The sequence below is a fragment of the Jannaschia rubra genome, from assembly GCF_001403735.1.
Lineage (GTDB): Bacteria > Pseudomonadota > Alphaproteobacteria > Rhodobacterales > Rhodobacteraceae > Jannaschia > Jannaschia rubra.
Genome location: NZ_CXPG01000020.1, coordinates 597988 through 613117, shown reverse-complemented (window position 1 = coordinate 613117; position 15130 = coordinate 597988). Strand labels below are relative to the sequence as shown.

Here is a 15130-nt window from a genome sequence, read left to right as displayed (position 1 = left end):
GGACACCCGATGGCCGTAGCCATCGCCATCCTGACCGCCCTGGGCGGTGCGCTGTTCTGGTGGGCGCGCGGCAATCCGCGCGACGCGCTCGGCGTGGCGGACGACGCGCTGACCGTGGCGCGCAACGCGCCCCGCAGGCCGGCCCTTCCGTCGCCAGTCCAAGGAACACCCGGTGGAGGGCATTGACGATCCGGTGCTGGCCATGGTCACGCTCGGATGCGCCTTCACCGAGCTCGATGACCTGCCCACCCGGGATGACCGAACCCGGCTGCTGGTCGAGACCCGGCGACGCTGGCGCCTGGGCGAGGAGGAGGCGGACGAGATGCTGTCGCTCGCCCGCTGGCTGGTTGCCCAATGCGGATCTGGCCAGGCCGCGATGGGCCGTGTCGGCCGACGACTCGCCCGCATCGACGACGGCACCGCCTGGCGCGATCTTCAGCCGTTCCTTCAAACCCTCGGCGAGGGCCAGCTGAGCGGGACGCGACAGGAAGCCCTTGACGACCTGCAGCGCAAACTGACGCGCGCGGCCCGCGCCTGACTCGCCGTCACTCCGCCCGCGAAGCACCCCCGGCGATCATCTCGGCCTGGCGCACGATCACCTCGGCCTGCTTGATCGACGCGATGTCCACCAGCCGGCCCTTGTACACCGTGGCCCCCGCGCCCGATGCCTTCGCCTCCTCCATCGCGGCCAGGATCTCGCGCGCCTCGGCCACGCGTGCGTCCGACGGGGTGAAGACCTCGTTCGCCAGGGCGATCTGCTTGGGGTGGATCGCCCATTTCCCGACCATTCCCAGAACCGCCGACCGGCGGGCCTGCGCGCGGTAGCCCTCGTCGTCGGAAAAGTCGCCGAAGGGTCCGTCGACGGGCAGCACGCCATGCGTCCGGCAAGCCGCGACGATGGCCGCCTGAACCCAGTGCCAGGGGTCCGACCAATGGCGTTCGCCGTCTTGGGTCAGCATGTAGTAGTCTTCCTGGGTCCCGCCGATGCCGGTCGTCTGCATCCCCATGGAGGCCGCGAAATCGGCGGCGCCCAGCGACATGGCGACGAGACGGGGCGAACTCGCCGCGATCTCCTCGACATGGGCCAGCCCGGCGGCGCTTTCGATGATGACCTCGAAATCGACGCGGCGCGTCCTGCCCCTTGCCGCCTCGACAGCGGTGACGAGCGCATCGACGGCATAGACATCCGCCGCGCAGCCGACCTTGGGGATCATGATCTGGTCCAGCCGGTCGCCCGCCTGTTCCAGCAGGTGGACCACGTCGCGATACCAGTAAGGCGTATCGAGACCGTTGATCCGCACGGACAGGACCTTGCCGCCCCAGTCCACGTCGCCGATGGCCGCGATGACGTTCGCCCGCGCCGCGTCCTTGTCCGACGGTGCCACCGAATCCTCCAGGTCGAGGTTGATGACGTCGGCCTCCGACGCCGCCATCTTGGCGAACAGCTTGGGGTTCGATCCGGGGCCGAACAACTGGCACCGGTTGGGACGGGCGGCGGGGGCGGGTTGCAGGCGAAAGCTCATGATCTCTCCGGGTAAGGATGTTGCGCGACTGATCCGACCGACAGCTACGATGTGACCCGCCTCCATGCAAGCGCCGCACCGCGGCATCACATCTGCAGCATCCAGACATATCCCGCGTAGGCCGCGACCATGCCACCCCCGGCGACCCGGCCGATCGTGCCCCGCCATCCGATGGTCAGCAGAAGCGCGACCGTCCCTACCATCACCGGCAGGTCCAGTGTGGCGAACCGCGCCTCGGCCGGGATCGGGATGACGAGGCCCGTCAAGCCGAGGATGCCCAGCAGGTTGAACAAGTTGGACCCCAGCACGTTGCCCAGGGCCACGTCGGACCGCCCCTTCCAGGCCGCCACGGCGGATGTGGCGAGTTCGGGCAGCGACGTGCCGACAGCCACTACGGTCAGCCCGATCACCGCCTCGCTGACGCCCAGGGCGCGGGCGATGTCGATGGCGCCGCGCACCAGAAGCTCCGCCCCGATGAGGACGCCCGCGAAACCCACCGCCACGGCGAGCCAGGCACGGGGCATCGACATGTCGTCCGCCGCCTCGTCCTCCGCGTCGTCCCCGCCGCTGCGGAGTTGCCAGGTCATCAGCCCGGCAAGGGTCAGCAGGAAGGCCGCCGCCCCGAACCGGCCGAGACCCCCGGACAGCGCAATCCAGAGCGCGGTCACCACGCTGACCGCAAGGACGGTCAGCCCCTCCCGCCGCCAGGTCCGCCGCGCGAAGGCAATGGGCGCCACGAGCGCGGAGAGGCCGAGGATCAGAAGGACGTTCGCCGTGTTCGAGCCGATCACATTGCCGAAGGCGAGCCCCGGCGCACCGGCGAAGGCCGCCCGCAGGCTGGTCAGCAGTTCGGGCAGGGAGGTGCCGATGCCGACGAGCGTCACGCCGATCACGAGGGGCGACAGCCCCCAGCGGCGCGCGATGGCCACCGCCCCCGAGACGAGCGCACCCCCGCCCAGAAGAAGGGCCGCGAGACCCCCCAGAACCATCAGATACGACATGGACAGCCTCGGGCGCCGAACAGCGGGATACCCCGCATCCGGGACGCACGATCAAATCCGGGGTCGGAGGGCAGATCGGATGCTCTCCAGGCGAAGGCAAGAGCTCCGGTTGCGTTTATTCCGGCGCTTCATCCTCCAGATAGGCGCGTATCACGGCCAGCGTCTCGGGCGCGGACCAGTCGGCGTCGCCGATGAGCTGCGCCAGAATGCGGCCGTCGCGGCCGATGACGAAGCTGTGCGGCAAGCCCCTGACCTCCAACCCCCGCGCCAGTTCGGTCTGCGGGTCCAGATACAGCGGCAGGCTCGTGATGCCGGCATCGTCCCAGAAGTCCCGCATCGCGGCCGGATTGTGGCGTCCGAAGGCCACGGTCACCACGTCCAGGCCTTCGGGGCCAAGCTCGTCCTGCAGGGCCTGAAGCGACGGCATCTCGGCCTTGCAGGGGCCACACCACGTCGCCCAGAAGTTCAGCACGACGACCTTTCCGGCGTAGTCCGACAGGTCACCTGTCGATCCATCCTCGCGCAGGTAGCCGGTGATGGCGGGGGTGTAGCTTTCGACCGGCTCCAGCGTTTCCATTTCCCCAATCAGGAGCGCGGGGTCGAGCGCCAGCGCAGGGGTGGCGAGCGTCAGGGCGAGGCCGTATAGGGCAAGGCGAAGTTTCTCAAGCATGGGGCGTTCCGATGTCGAAGTCCGAATCCGGGTCGAACAAGATGTGGGGCGGCCGGTTTGCGCAAGGGCCCGATGCGATCATGGAGGCGATCAACGCCTCGATCGGATACGACCGCCGCATGGCCCCTCAGGACATCGAGGGCAGCCGGGCCCATGCCGCGATGCTGGCCGCGCAGGGTATCGTCACCGATACGGATGCGGAGGCGATGCGGGAAGGCCTCCTCACGGTGTTGTCAGAGATCGAGGGCGGCACCTTCGCGTTCTCGACCGCGCTGGAGGACATCCACATGAACGTGGAGGCGCGCCTGACCGAGATCATGGGCCCCGCCGCCGGACGTCTGCACACCGCGCGGTCGCGCAACGATCAGGTCGCGCTCGATTTCCGCATGTGGGTACGCGACCAATGCGACGCGGCCATCGACGCCCTGCCCCGGCTGATCGGCGCGCTGGTCGCCCAGGCCGAGGCGGGGGCCGACTGGGTGATGCCTGGGTTTACCCACCTGCAGACCGCGCAGCCGGTCACATGGGGTCATCACATGCTGGCCTATGCCGAGATGTTCGCCCGCGATCTGTCGCGCTTCACCGATGCGCGCCGGCGGATGAACGAGTGCCCGCTGGGGGCCGCCGCGCTGGCCGGCACCTCCTTTCCCATCGACCGCGACATGACGGCCGCGGCCCTGGGTTTCGACCGGCCATCGGCCAATTCGCTCGACGCCGTGTCCGACAGGGATTTCGCGCTGGAGTTCCTGTCGTCCGCGTCGCTCTGCGCCATGCACCTGAGCCGGCTGGCGGAGGAGCTGGTGATCTGGTCCTCGGCGCAGTTCCGGTTCGTGCGCCTGTCGGACCGCTGGACCACCGGGTCGAGCATCATGCCGCAAAAGAAGAACCCCGACGCGGCCGAGCTTCTGCGCGCCAAGATCGGTCGCATCTTCGGGGCGCAGACGGCGCTGCTGATGGTGATGAAGGGGCTGCCGCTGGCCTATTCCAAAGACATGCAGGAGGACAAGGAGCAGGTCTTCGACGCCGCCGACAGCCTCATGTTGGCGCTGGCCGCGATGACGGGGATGGTGGCCGACATGACGGCCGAGAAGGACAATCTGGAGGCCGCGGCGTCGAGCGGGTTCTCGACCGCCACCGACCTCGCCGACTGGCTGGTTCGGGAACTGGACCTGCCTTTCCGCGAGGCGCACCACGTTACCGGCACGCTGGTCCGCATGGCCGAGGAGGCGGGTGTCGACCTGCCGGACCTGACGCTCGACCAGATGAAATCGGTGCATGACGGCATCACCGAAGATGTCTTCGGGGTGCTGGGGGTGCACAATTCCGTCGCCTCCCGCACCTCCTATGGTGGCACGGCGCCCGACAACGTCCGCGCCCAAGTGGCGCGCTGGAAGGAGCTGCTGGCATGATCCGCCTTTTCCCCCTGCTTCTTCTGCTGGGCGCCTGCGGCGTCGACGGAGCGCCCAGGCCGCCGTCGGAGTCCGACAGCCCGCCGCCTCCGGGCCTCGTCGTGTCGGGCAGCGCCGAGATGGGGGTGACGGGGTCGTTCTGACCCGTCCGCCACCGTCGAGCCAGGGTGACACTGCACGGGTGCGCGAGCCCGTTGCGCCTGCCCGCACCCCTGATACAGTCCGGAAAACGAGAGCAGCGGGGCCGCCCCCGGCAGGAGATTTGCATGGAAAAGTTTCCCATGACGCCACGGGGTCTCGATGCCCTTCAGAAGGAACTGAAGCTCCTCAAATCCGAGGAACGCCCTTCCATCATCCGCGCCATCGCCGAGGCGCGGGAGCATGGCGACCTGTCCGAGAACGCCGAGTACCATTCCGCGCGGGAAAAGCAGTCCTTCGTCGAAGGCCGCATCAAGGAGCTGGAGGGGCTGATTTCGCTGGCCGAGGTGATCGACCCCGCCAAGCTGTCGGGCCCGATCAAGTTCGGCGCGACCGTGACCCTGGTCGACGAGGAGACCGAGGAGGAAAGGACCTATCAGATCGTGGGCGAACAGGAGGCCGATATCGAGAACGGGCTTCTCAACATCAAGTCGCCCCTCGCCCGCGCGCTGATCGGCAAGGAGCAAGGCGACAGCGTCGAGGTCCGCACGCCGGGCGGCACCCGCGACTACGAGGTCACCCTCGTCGAATACAAGTGACGCCGGGGCGCGCGCGATGACCGACACCTCCCATCGCCACCCCCGCCTGACGGCCGGGCACCGCGGCAGGCCTCAGGGCCGGGCGGCGCGGGCCGCAGCCCTGTCGCTGCCCGAGGTGGTCGCCCTCATCCTGAGTGCGGGATGGCTGTTGCTGGTAGGGTGGTTCTTCCTCACCCTCGATCCGCAAGAGGCACGGCTGACGCGCGCCAGCCCGCTGGCCGCGACGTTCACCATCCTGGGTGTGCTCCTGCCGGTCGCGCTCGTCTGGGTCGCGGCCGCCGTCGCCCGGACGATGCGGACCATGCGCGAGGAAAGCGCGCGCCTGCAGACGATGATCGAGCAGATGCGGATGACCTGGCTCGACGGTGGCCAAGGCGCGCCCGCCGGCCTGCCTCCCGAGGTCGAGGACCGCATCGACCGCATGTCGCGCGCGCAGGATGCCCTGGCCGCCGAGGTCGCGGCGATGCAGCGGCCCGAGGACGACGACGCGGCCCTGACCCGCCTGCGCCCCCGCCTGCGCCTGACCGAATCCATGCAACCCGGTCTCGCGTTGGAGCCCACCGAACGCGATGCCGACCCCCTGCCGCCGGAGGATTTCATCCGCGCGCTCGACTTTCCCGCGAACGAGCGGGATGCCGAGGGGTTCCGCGTGCTGCGCGATGCCTTGCGTCACCATCCGACCGCGCAACTGGTGAAGGCGTCGCAGGACCTGCTGACCCTTCTGGCGCAGGACGGGATCTACATGGACGATCTGTCGGTCCATCGCGCCGACCCCGTCCTCTGGCGCGCCTTCGCGGACGGCACGCATGGGTCGGACGTGGCGGCCTTGGGCGGCATCCGCGACCGTTCCAGCGTGGCGCTGACGACCGGGCGCATGAAGGACGATTCCGTGTTCCGCGAGACCGTCCACCACTTCCTGCGGACCTTCGACCGCGTCTTCGCCGATTTCGCCGAAACCGCGTCCGACACCGAGATCATGCGCTTCGCGGAGACGCGGACGGCGCGGGCCTTCATGCTGACCGCACGCGTGGCTGGCACCTTCGATTGACGTTGACGGTTCGTCAGGGCGCAGAGCCTGCGCGTTCGCCGGCGTTTCCCTTCCGGCGCCGCAGCACCACCTTTCAGTCATCGCACGAACGGAGGACAGAATGGGACAGCTGATCGACGGCGTCTGGCACGACGACTGGTATGACACGGAGAAGTCGGGCGGCCGGTTCGTCCGGTCTACCGCCGGGTTCCGCAACTGGATCACCCGGGACGGCAGCGCCGGTCCCACCGGCGATGGCGGGTTCCCGGCCGAGGCAGGGCGCTATCACCTCTACGTCTCGCTTGCCTGCCCCTGGGCGCACCGGACGCTGATCTTCCGCAGCCTCAAGGGGTTGGACAGCCTGGTCGGCGTTTCCGTCGTGCATCCCGACATGCTGTCCGACGGCTGGACCTTCGCCACGGATTTCCCCGGCGCGACGGGCGACCGGCTCATGAACCTGCCGTTCATGCGCGACGTCTATATCCGCGCCAAACCGGACGTGTCGGGCCGCGTCACCGTTCCGGTGCTCTGGGACAGGGAGCGGGGGACCATCGTGTCCAACGAATCGGCCGAGATCATCCGCATGTTCAACGACGCCTTCGACGGGCTGACCGGCAACGACGTCGACTTCTATCCCGAGGACCTGCGCCCCCGGATCGACGACATCAACGCGCGCGTCTACGAGACGGTCAACAACGGCGTCTACAAGGCCGGGTTCGCCACCACGCAGGCCGCCTATGACGAGGCGGTCGCGGCGCTGTTCGATACGCTCGATTGGCTGGAAGACCTGCTGGGGCAGACGCGCTATCTGGCGGGCGATCGGCTGACCGAGGCGGACTGGCGGCTGTTTACCACCCTCGTCCGGTTCGACACGGTCTATTATGGCCACTTCAAGTGCAACCGCCGGCGGATCGTCGACTATCCGAACCTCTGGGCCTATACGCGCGAGCTGTTCCAGCATCCGGGCGTGGCCGGGACCGTGGATCTGGACCATATTTCCCGGCACTATCACTTCAGCCACGACACGATAAATCCGCACCGCATCGTGCCGGTCGGCCCGGACATCGACTGGACCGCGCCGCACGGACGCGACGCGGTCGGCAAGCCGGGCTAGTGCATCATCGACGCCGCGCCCGCGTGGAAAGCGATGAGGGCGGTCAGGTCGGTGGGGGGCATGTCGCCCGAGATCAACGCATGGGCGTTACCGACATGCGCGAAGAGCGACCCATCGGCCATCAGCCCACCCCCGCCCAGCAGGATCACCCGCGCGTCCGGGCGGCGATAGTTGGCGAAATCCGCCACTGCGAGCGGACTGCCGTCGTCCAGCGACAGGTGGATCATCACCACCGATGGCGCCGTCTCGCACAGCATCAGCGCCGCCTCGTCTTGGGTCCTTGCCGACAGGAGCGTCATCCCCTCGCGAGCGAGGGCCTGTCGTGCCTTTCGAAATTCGGCGTCGGATGCGAAACAGGGACCGACCGCCAGCACCGGATTGAATGCACGCAACATGTAAATACCTCTCGCGGCGAAGCCGCACAGGAACCCCTTCCTGCCTCGACGATGCGTTCCATTCCTTAAGCAAACCTTAACGCCCCCGGCCGGTGTCGGGCACCCGGCGTGATCCTGCCGATTGCCCCTCGGCGACCCGCCGTCTATCCATCGGGCGGACAGCACAGATGCCCGACGACCGGAGTTCCGATGCCCACGACGATCACCATTTGCGACACCTGCAAGCGCGACGGCTGGACCGCCGGCACCGAACTCAGCGACGGAGAAGCGCTGGCCGCGCTGGTCGAGGCGGCGGCGCAGGGCATCGACGGTGTGCAGACGCGCCGCCATTCGTGCCTGATGGGGTGTTCGGGGGCCTGCAACATCGCGCTCCAGGCGCCGGGCAAGATGGCTTATACGCTCGGCCGTTTCGATCCAACGGCCGAGGCGGCGCAGGGCATCGTGGATTATGCCCGAATGCACGCGCAGACGGACACGGGCGTCGTGCCTTTCCGGCAATGGCCCCCCGCGATCAAGGGTCATTTCGTGACCCGGCATCCACCGCTGCCCGCCTGACGTTCGTGGCCTGCGAACGCGACCACGGCGGGGGTCTCGATGCGGCGCGCGCGCGTTGGGGCGGCGCGGTGGAGGACTGGATCGATCTCTCCACCGGTATCAATCCGGAGCCGTACCCCCTTCCGACCTTCACGGACCGCGACTGGACGGCCCTGCCCGACCGCGACGCAAGACAGGCGCTGGAACATGCGGCACGGCGGTTCTGGAACGTGCCTGACGGCGCTGCCGTGCTGGCCGCTCCCGGCGCCTCGGCCCTGATCGCGCGCATCCCGGCGCTGCTGCCGGCCGGATCGGTGGACATCCCCGGCCCGACCTACAACGAACATGCCGCCGCCTTCACCGCCGCCGGCTGGACCCTGGCCGAAGGCGCGGCGGATGCGCGCGTCCTGGTCCACCCCAACAACCCCGACGGACGCCGCTGGTCGGCTGCCGATGCCAGCGCTCCGCTCACCGTCATCGACGAAAGCTTCTGCGATGTCGCGCCCGAGATCAGCCTGATGTCGCTGGCAGCACGCCCGGGGACCATCGTCCTTCGCAGCTTCGGCAAGTTCTGGGGCCTGGCCGGCCTGCGCCTGGGGTTCGCCATGGGCGACCCGAACCTGCTGGCACGACTGGCCGGGATGTTGGGGCCCTGGCCCGTGGCCGGGCCCGCCCTGCGGGTCGGAGCAGCGGCGCTGGCCGATCCCGACTGGGCCGCGCGCACCCGCGGGCGTCTGGCCGCCGATGCCGCGCAGCTCGACGGGCTGCTCGCACCGCATGGGACGTGCGTGGGCGGGACCGACCTGTACCGCCTGTTCGACGTCGGCGACGCGGCCGCCATGCAGGACCGTCTGGCGCGGCACCGCATCTGGTCGCGGGTCTTTCCCTATTCGACGGGGTGGCTGCGGTTGGGCCTGCCGCCCCGTGACGGCTGGGAACGGCTGGAAAGGACGCTGGCATGATCCTGGCCGCGGCGATGATCCTCGACGCCGTGTTCGGTGAGCCGGAATGGCTCTGGTCGCGGGTGCCGCATCCAGCGGTCGTCATGGGGCGTGCCGTCGAATGGTGCGACGGGCGGCTGAACCGGGGCGACCGGCGGCAACTCAAGGGTGTGGTGGCCATCGCGGGTCTCTTGATCGTCGCCCTGATCCTGGGCGGGTTCATTGCCGCCGTGCCGGACTTCGGCGTGCTGGAGGCCATCGCCGCCGCGACCCTTCTGGCACAGCGCAGCCTGGCCGACCACGTTCGCGCCGTGGCGACCGCGCTGCGCGACGACGTGGGCGCGGGGCGGCAGGCCGTCGCGCGGATCGTCGGCCGCGACGTCACCGCGATGGAGGCCTCGCAGGTCAGTCGCGCCGCCATCGAAAGCGCGGCCGAGAACCTGTCCGACGGCGTGATCGCACCCGCGTTCTGGTTCGTTGTCGGCGGCCTGCCGGGGATGCTCGCTTACAAGGTCGTCAACACCGCCGACAGCATGATCGGATACCGCACCCCGCGCCATGAGGCGTTCGGCTGGGCGGCGGCGCGGCTGGACGACGTGATGAACTGGGTCCCCGCGCGGCTGACCGCCCTTCTGATCCTGCTGTCGCATCTGGCGCTACGGCATTGGCACCGGGTTCCCAACGATGCGCGCCAACACCGCTCGCCCAATGCGGGCTGGCCCGAGGCGGCGGCGGCCCCGCTTCTCGACCTGTCGCTGGCCGGGCCGCGCAGCTATGACGGCCGGATGCAGGATTTCCCCTGGGTCAACCCCATGGGACGCAAGGACGCCGGTCCCTGCGACATCGACAGGATGGTGGCGGTGCTCTGGCGGACATGGGGCCTGGCGCTCGGCATCGCCATCCTGATCGGCCTGCTGTGACGCGCCGCCTCAGGCGGCAGACACGGCGACCGATTGCGCGTTCAGCCGCGCCGCGCCGAAGGACGTCATGAAAGAAACGTCCGCCGCATCGCGCCCTACCCCGATCACCGCCATCTCGGATGCATCGGCCATGCCCGTCGCATCCACCAGGTGCCAAGCGCCGTCGAGCAGGACTTCGGCCACCGCGTGGAAGTCGGGCGGATCGACGCCGGGGGCGTAGACGCTAGCCATTCGCGCCGGGATCCCCGCCGCCCGCGCCATGGCGACGGCGACATGAGCATAGTCACGGCAGACGCCCTGACGTTGCAGGAAGGTGTCCGCCGCCGTCGTCGTCGAGGTGCTGGCCCCCGGAACATAGGCGAAGGCGCCGAAGATCCAGTCGCGGATCGCGGCTACCATTGGACCGCCCTGAAGCCCCGCGAATTCCGAACCGACGAACGCCTCGAAGACGTCGGACGGACAATAGCGCGACGCCATGAGATACGGCGTCGCTTCCGCCGGCGTCAGGCGCGGCGGGGTCGCGGATAGTGCCGTCAGGTCGGGCGCAGGACGCGTCACCCGGATCTGCGCGGTATACGTCACCTCCAGCCGGCCTCCGACCTGCATCCAGGCGCGCGTGCCCAGGGCCGCGTCGCCCGCAACCCGCCGGAACCCTTCGACAGGCGTGGTGAACAGCGCGTCCTCCTGCACCTCCTGTCCGGCAATTCGTGCGACCTCGATCTGCAAAAGCAGATCGGTCATGAGGGGAAAGTCATAGTCGAGGCGGGTTTCGATGCGAAGGTCCATCGTGACAAGCGCGCGGCACCGGCGTTCGGTTCCGAATGACCATGGCGTCGTCGCGGCCTCAGGCAACCAGCGCGGCGGCCTTCTTCAGATCCACCGAGACGAGCTGGCTGACCCCCTGCTCCACCATGGTGACCCCGAACAGGCGGTCCATGCGCGCCATCGTTACCGCGTGGTGCGTGATGATGAGGAATCGCGTGGCAGTCCGGCGCGTCATCTCATCCAGCATGTCGCAGAACCGCGTCACGTTCGCGTCGTCGAGCGGGGCGTCAACCTCGTCGAGCACGCAGATCGGCGCGGGATTGGCGAGGAACACCGCGAAGATCAGCGCGAGCGCGGTCAGCGTCTGCTCTCCCCCTGACAGGAGCGACAGGGTGGACAGCTTCTTGCCTGGCGGCTGGCACATGATCTCGAGCCCCGCTTCCAGCGGATCATCGGATTCGACCAGCTCCAGCCGCGCCTCGCCGCCCTGGAACAGGTGCCGGAACAGCGTCGAGAAGTTGGCGTTCACGGTGTCGAAGGCATCGAGCAGGCGCTGTCGCCCCTCGCGGTTCAGCGTGGCGATGCCGGCGCGCAGTTCCGCGACGGCCTGGTCGAGGTCGATCTTCTCGCTCGCCAGCAGGTCGTGCTCCCCGCGTACCTCGGCCGCGTCCTCCTCTGCCCGCAGGTTCACCGCGCCGAGCGCGTCGCGCTGACGTCTCAGGGCGACCACCTCTCCCTCGATCGTCTCGGCAGGGGGCAGGCCCTCCGGGTCCACCCCCAGCACCGACAGCAACTCCGCAGGTGTCGTGTCGAGTACCTCCGCGATCCGCTCCTCGGCCAGGGTCGCGGTCTCGCGCGCCGCCTCCAGCCGGGCCTCGGCCCGGGCTCGCGCCTCCCGCGCCTCGCCCGCCCGCCGTTCCGCATCGCGGGCGCCTTGCGTGCGCTGGCGCAGCGCGGTCTCGCCTTCGGCCAGCGCGTCGGCTGCGGCTGCGCGCCGTCGTTCCGCGCGGTCGATCTCTCCGGCCAGATCGTCGCGCTGCACAGCAAGAGTGGGCGGCACGGCCCGGGCGGCCTCCAGCTCCGTCTCGGATCGTGCACGCCGGTCGGTCAGGTCGGAAAGCCGCCTGTCCGCACTCTCCAGCCGCTGGCGCCAGCTTCCAAGCTCCTTGCCGACCTGCTGCGCGCGGGCGGCGCGGGTCTGCGCGTCACGCTTCATCGCATCGGCCTGCGCGCGTCGGGCCATCATCGCCATCCGCGCCGCCTCGACCGTGGTGCGGATCGTGTCCAGCGCCCGCCGCGCCCCGTCGAGCGGGGGCAGGCCGCGCCGGGTGGCCTCGGCCTCGCGCTGCGCCTCGCGGGCCTCCAGCATCTCGGTCTCGAGCCGCGCGACGGCCATCTGCGCGGTCTCCAGACGGGATGCCGCGGTGGCCTTCGCTCCCTCGGCCTGCGCCTGCGCCCGGCCCGCCTCGGTCATGGCGCGGTCGGCGGCGCGGCGGGTCTCGCGCGCTTCGGCCTCGGCCTCCTTGCGGCGCGTCAGGGTCCGGGCCAGCGCCTCATGCGCGGCCTGCGTGCCTTCCGCCCGGCCCGTCGCCTCCTCCAGATCCTGACGGAGCGAGGCCAGCCGGTTCACCTGCCGCAGGCGAAGCGCGGCCGAGGACGGCGCCGCCTCGGCCGACGCGCGAAACCCGTCCCACCGCCAGAGGTCGCCGTCGGTGGACACGAGGACCTGACCGGGATGCAGGCGCGGCTGCATCTGTGCCGCTTCCTCCGGCGCCACCAGCCCGATCTGCGCCAGCCCCCGCGCCATCGCATCCGGGCCCTGAACGTGAGGCGCCAGCGGCACGATCCCCTCGGGCAGGTCGGGCGCGCGGTCGTAAGGGGGCAGCGTCGCCCAGCCGGTGTCCTCCTCCCCCTTGTCGATCTCGGAGGCCCGCAGGTCGTCGCCATAGGCCGCGCCCAGAGCCGCCTCGAACCCCGGCGCGACGGTCAGGCGGTCGAGCAGCGGCTCCCCCTCGCCCGTGTCGCGCGTCAGAAGCCTGGCCAGCGCGCTGACCTCCGCGCCCAGCGTGTTGGCCACGCCCTCGGCCTCGGCCCGTTCCGTGCGGGCGCGGCCTTCGGCGTCCTGCGCCGCCTCGCGCGCTGTCTCGGCCCCGGTCAGGGCCGCTTCGGCAGCCGTGGCGGCATCCTGCGCACGGGCAAGGTCGGCGGCGGCGGCGGCGACACGGCCGTCTGCCTCGGCCAGCGTCGTCCGTGCGGCGTCAGCCGCCGTTCGGGCGCCGTCGGCGTCTGCGGTGATGCGGGCGACCCGTTTCCCGGCATCCTCGGCCATCCGGCTGACCGACTGGTGACGCGCCGACAACCGCGCCAGATCCTCGGTCAGGATGCCCAGTTCCTCCTCCCGCTTGCCCAGGACGTCGGCCGCCTCCTTCGCCTCCGTCTGGGCGGCGCGCAGGGCGTCGTCCTCGCCCTCGGCGGCATGCACGAGCTCCTCTTCCTCCGTCGTCAGCCGCGCGATGGTGTCGCCCGCGTCGCGGTTGAGCGTGCCCTCCCGCTCCGCGTCGGCGATCAACTGGGCGATCCGCGTCTCCAGTGCCTCGATCGCCTCGCGCGCTTGCCGCTCGCGCTCCGCCACGGTGTCACGCTGAACCGACAGGCGTTGCAGGATGGCGCCGGCCACGGCTTCCTCCTCCCGCAGGGCGGGCATCGCGTCTTCGGCGGCGGTCCGCGCCGTTTCGCCCTGTACGGCGGCCCGTTCGGCGGCGGCGGCCTCGGTCAGGCGGGTCCGCAGTGTCGCATCGGCAATGGCACGCCCCTCCTCGGCCTCGCGCCAGCGACGATAGAGCAGCAGGCCCTCCGCATGGCGCAGGCGGGCCGCTATGTCGCGATACCGCGCCGCCTGCCGGGCCTGCCGGGCAAGCGCGGCGAGTTGCGTGGCGAGCTGCTCGATCACGTCGTCGACGCGTGCCAGGTTCGCCTCCGTCGCGTTCAGCTTCAACTCCGCCTCGTGCCGCCGCTGGTAGAGCCCCGAAATCCCCGCTGCTTCCTCCAGGATTCGCCTGCGCCGCTGCGGCTTGGCGTTGATCAGTTCCGAGATCTGCCCCTGCCGGACCAAAGCCGGGGAGTGTGCCCCCGTCGAAGCGTCGGCGAACAGCATCTGCACGTCGCGCGCCCGCACCTCGCGGCCGTTCAGGCGATAGGCCGATCCGGCGTCGCGGGTGATGCGCCGCACTACGTCCAGCGCGTCGGCGTCGTTGAACGTGGCGGGTGCGGTGCGCGCGCTGTTGTCGAGGGCCAGCGTCACCTCGGCGAAATTGCGCGCGGGCCGCGATGCGGCACCCGCGAAGATCACGTCCTCCATCCCCCCGCCGCGCATGGCGGTCGGGCGGTTCTCGCCCATGACCCACCGCAGCGCCTCGAGCAGATTGGACTTGCCGCAGCCATTCGGCCCCACCACACCCGTCAGCCCGTCGGCGATCAGCAGATCGGTCGGGTCCACGAAGCTCTTGAAGCCGTTCAGTCGCAGGCGCGAGAATTGCATGACCGCTTTTCCGCGTTGCCGGGCCGTCAGGTCAAGGACCGATGGCGGGATTAGCCGCGCGAGGTGCGCGGCGAACGCCCTTGACGCCACGGGCCGTCCCGCGCATCACGGATGGGCAAGGTTTCCCCGGCCTAAGGCCATCGGGGAATGAAATGGGAATGCGGTGAGGGGGATCCAACCAGGACCCCGATGCCGCAGCCGCCCCCGCGACTGTAAGCGGTGAGCGCGGTGCCACGAAGCCACTGGGGCATGCCCCGGGAAGGCGGCACCAAGCTTCGACCCGCAAGCCAGGAGACCAGCCCTGCGCGACGTGAACCCAACCCCGTCGGGTGTGACGGGACGAAGGAGAGACATCATGACGACCCGAACGCAGACCGCCCCCATGCAGACCGCCGGCCACGCCGTTCCCAAAGGCAGGGACCTCGCCGGGCTGGCCTTCGCCGCGATCCTGGGGCTCGGCCTCATCTTCGTGGCGGGCTTCAGCCATTCGCAGACGATCCACGACGTGGCCCATGACCAGCGCCACTCGATGGCATTTCCCTGCCACTGAGGGTCG

The 15130-nt window shown here is 69.9% G+C and carries 17 protein-coding genes and 1 riboswitch; of the genes, 11 read left to right on the top strand and 6 right to left on the bottom strand.

Annotated elements, in window-relative coordinates; all coding sequences use genetic code 11:
• The first annotated feature begins 9 nt into the window (after positions 1 to 9).
• Together JAN5088_RS18920 and JAN5088_RS12635 are read left to right on the top strand one after the other, a co-directional pair.
• Positions 10 to 186 (top strand): hypothetical protein, encoded by a 177-nt coding sequence (locus tag JAN5088_RS18920; protein ID WP_158448486.1) that lies wholly within the window; start codon positions 10 to 12, stop codon positions 184 to 186.
• The gene (locus tag JAN5088_RS12635) at positions 173 to 538 is read left to right on the top strand and encodes a hypothetical protein (RefSeq protein ID WP_055683151.1); all 366 of its coding nucleotides are present in this window, start codon (positions 173 to 175) and stop codon (positions 536 to 538) included. The genes JAN5088_RS18920 and JAN5088_RS12635 overlap by 14 nt, the downstream gene beginning before the upstream one ends.
• 7 nt (positions 539 to 545) lie before the next feature.
• Here JAN5088_RS12635 and JAN5088_RS12630 read toward each other — a convergent pair whose 3' ends face one another.
• From JAN5088_RS12630 to JAN5088_RS12620, 3 genes are all read right to left on the bottom strand, one after another.
• The gene (locus JAN5088_RS12630) at positions 546 to 1523 is read right to left on the bottom strand and encodes an L-malyl-CoA/beta-methylmalyl-CoA lyase (protein WP_055683150.1); all 978 of its coding nucleotides are present in this window, start codon (positions 1521 to 1523) and stop codon (positions 546 to 548) included.
• 86 nt (positions 1524 to 1609) lie between these two features.
• A complete protein-coding gene (locus JAN5088_RS12625) occupies positions 1610 to 2524 on the bottom strand; it encodes a calcium/sodium antiporter (RefSeq protein ID WP_055683149.1) in 915 nt (304 codons plus the stop codon).
• Positions 2525 to 2639: 115 nt separating this feature from the next.
• Positions 2640 to 3194, bottom strand: a complete 555-nt coding sequence (locus tag JAN5088_RS12620; protein ID WP_055683148.1) for a TlpA disulfide reductase family protein — start codon at positions 3192 to 3194, stop codon at positions 2640 to 2642.
• Between the two features lie 11 nt (positions 3195 to 3205).
• Here JAN5088_RS12620 and argH point away from each other — a divergent pair, with 11 nt between their 5' ends.
• The 5 genes from argH (at position 3206) to JAN5088_RS12600 (ending at position 7481) form a co-directional block, all read left to right on the top strand.
• Positions 3206 to 4603 carry an argininosuccinate lyase gene (argH, locus tag JAN5088_RS12615; RefSeq protein ID WP_143114665.1) on the top strand — a complete coding sequence of 466 codons (1398 nt, stop codon included), beginning with the start codon at positions 3206 to 3208 and terminating at the stop codon, positions 4601 to 4603.
• The gene (locus JAN5088_RS18680; RefSeq protein WP_143114663.1) at positions 4600 to 4746 is read left to right on the top strand and encodes an argininosuccinate lyase; all 147 of its coding nucleotides are present in this window, start codon (positions 4600 to 4602) and stop codon (positions 4744 to 4746) included. Before argH ends, JAN5088_RS18680 begins: the two co-directional genes overlap by 4 nt.
• 123 nt (positions 4747 to 4869) lie before the next feature.
• Positions 4870 to 5340: a transcription elongation factor GreA gene (greA, locus tag JAN5088_RS12610; RefSeq protein ID WP_055683147.1), complete on the top strand. Its 471-nt coding sequence runs from the start codon at positions 4870 to 4872 to the stop codon at positions 5338 to 5340.
• Between the two features lie 16 nt (positions 5341 to 5356).
• Complete coding sequence (locus JAN5088_RS12605) at positions 5357 to 6388, top strand: hypothetical protein (RefSeq protein WP_055683146.1); 1032 nt, start codon at positions 5357 to 5359, stop codon at positions 6386 to 6388.
• Between the two features lie 100 nt (positions 6389 to 6488).
• Positions 6489 to 7481 (top strand): glutathione S-transferase family protein, encoded by a 993-nt coding sequence (locus JAN5088_RS12600; protein ID WP_055683145.1) that lies wholly within the window; start codon positions 6489 to 6491, stop codon positions 7479 to 7481.
• On the opposite strand, the gene JAN5088_RS12595 is transcribed toward JAN5088_RS12600, so the two are convergent.
• On the bottom strand, positions 7478 to 7876 hold the full coding sequence (locus tag JAN5088_RS12595; protein WP_055683144.1) for a hypothetical protein: 399 nt from the start codon (positions 7874 to 7876) through the stop codon (positions 7478 to 7480). The two genes, JAN5088_RS12600 and JAN5088_RS12595, sit on opposite strands and share 4 nt — an antisense overlap.
• Positions 7877 to 8065: 189 nt before the next feature.
• Between JAN5088_RS12595 and JAN5088_RS12590 the strand changes: the two genes are divergently transcribed.
• The 3 genes from JAN5088_RS12590 to cbiB are packed head-to-tail and all read left to right on the top strand — an operon-like array spanning position 8066 to position 10271.
• Entirely contained in the window at positions 8066 to 8431 is a 366-nt protein-coding gene (locus JAN5088_RS12590) for a DUF1636 family protein (RefSeq protein WP_055683143.1), read from the top strand.
• Positions 8432 to 8436: 5 nt separating this feature from the next.
• Entirely contained in the window at positions 8437 to 9372 is a 936-nt protein-coding gene (locus tag JAN5088_RS12585; protein ID WP_370736415.1) for a threonine-phosphate decarboxylase, read from the top strand.
• Positions 9369 to 10271 (top strand): adenosylcobinamide-phosphate synthase CbiB, encoded by a 903-nt coding sequence (gene cbiB / locus JAN5088_RS12580; protein WP_055683141.1) that lies wholly within the window; start codon positions 9369 to 9371, stop codon positions 10269 to 10271. The genes JAN5088_RS12585 and cbiB overlap by 4 nt, the downstream gene beginning before the upstream one ends.
• 9 nt (positions 10272 to 10280) lie before the next feature.
• On the opposite strand, the gene JAN5088_RS12575 is transcribed toward cbiB, so the two are convergent.
• Together JAN5088_RS12575 and smc are read right to left on the bottom strand one after the other, a co-directional pair.
• Positions 10281 to 11057 (bottom strand): transglutaminase-like domain-containing protein, encoded by a 777-nt coding sequence (locus tag JAN5088_RS12575; RefSeq protein ID WP_055683140.1) that lies wholly within the window; start codon positions 11055 to 11057, stop codon positions 10281 to 10283.
• A 58-nt stretch (positions 11058 to 11115) separates the two neighbouring features.
• Complete coding sequence (gene smc, locus JAN5088_RS12570) at positions 11116 to 14574, bottom strand: chromosome segregation protein SMC (protein ID WP_055683139.1); 3459 nt, start codon at positions 14572 to 14574, stop codon at positions 11116 to 11118.
• 101 nt (positions 14575 to 14675) lie between these two features.
• A riboswitch (cobalamin riboswitch) is annotated at positions 14676 to 14892 on the top strand.
• A gap of 37 nt (positions 14893 to 14929) precedes the next feature.
• Between smc and JAN5088_RS12565 the strand changes: the two genes are divergently transcribed.
• Positions 14930 to 15124, top strand: coding sequence for a CbtB domain-containing protein (locus JAN5088_RS12565; protein WP_055683138.1), 195 nt, complete (start codon positions 14930 to 14932; stop codon positions 15122 to 15124).
• The last annotated feature ends 6 nt before the right edge of the window (positions 15125 to 15130 follow it).

Excerpts from the sequence above, each read along its gene's own strand:
- JAN5088_RS18920 (WP_158448486.1), top strand. The coding sequence starts at position 10 with ATGGCCGTAGCCATCGCCATCCTGACCGCCCTGGGCGGTGCGCTGTTC.
- JAN5088_RS12630 (WP_055683150.1), bottom strand. The coding sequence starts at position 1,523 with ATGAGCTTTCGCCTGCAACCCGCCCCCGCCGCCCGTCCCAACCGGTGC.
- JAN5088_RS12625 (WP_055683149.1), bottom strand. The coding sequence starts at position 2,524 with ATGTCGTATCTGATGGTTCTGGGGGGTCTCGCGGCCCTTCTTCTGGGC.
- JAN5088_RS12620 (WP_055683148.1), bottom strand. The coding sequence starts at position 3,194 with ATGCTTGAGAAACTTCGCCTTGCCCTATACGGCCTCGCCCTGACGCTC.
- argH (WP_143114665.1), top strand. The coding sequence starts at position 3,206 with ATGTCGAAGTCCGAATCCGGGTCGAACAAGATGTGGGGCGGCCGGTTT.
- JAN5088_RS18680 (WP_143114663.1), top strand. The coding sequence starts at position 4,600 with ATGATCCGCCTTTTCCCCCTGCTTCTTCTGCTGGGCGCCTGCGGCGTC.
- greA (WP_055683147.1), top strand. The coding sequence starts at position 4,870 with ATGGAAAAGTTTCCCATGACGCCACGGGGTCTCGATGCCCTTCAGAAG.
- JAN5088_RS12605 (WP_055683146.1), top strand. The coding sequence starts at position 5,357 with ATGACCGACACCTCCCATCGCCACCCCCGCCTGACGGCCGGGCACCGC.
- JAN5088_RS12600 (WP_055683145.1), top strand. The coding sequence starts at position 6,489 with ATGGGACAGCTGATCGACGGCGTCTGGCACGACGACTGGTATGACACG.
- JAN5088_RS12595 (WP_055683144.1), bottom strand. The coding sequence starts at position 7,876 with ATGTTGCGTGCATTCAATCCGGTGCTGGCGGTCGGTCCCTGTTTCGCA.
- JAN5088_RS12590 (WP_055683143.1), top strand. The coding sequence starts at position 8,066 with ATGCCCACGACGATCACCATTTGCGACACCTGCAAGCGCGACGGCTGG.
- cbiB (WP_055683141.1), top strand. The coding sequence starts at position 9,369 with ATGATCCTGGCCGCGGCGATGATCCTCGACGCCGTGTTCGGTGAGCCG.
- JAN5088_RS12575 (WP_055683140.1), bottom strand. The coding sequence starts at position 11,057 with ATGGACCTTCGCATCGAAACCCGCCTCGACTATGACTTTCCCCTCATG.
- smc (WP_055683139.1), bottom strand. The coding sequence starts at position 14,574 with ATGCAATTCTCGCGCCTGCGACTGAACGGCTTCAAGAGCTTCGTGGAC.
- JAN5088_RS12565 (WP_055683138.1), top strand. The coding sequence starts at position 14,930 with ATGACGACCCGAACGCAGACCGCCCCCATGCAGACCGCCGGCCACGCC.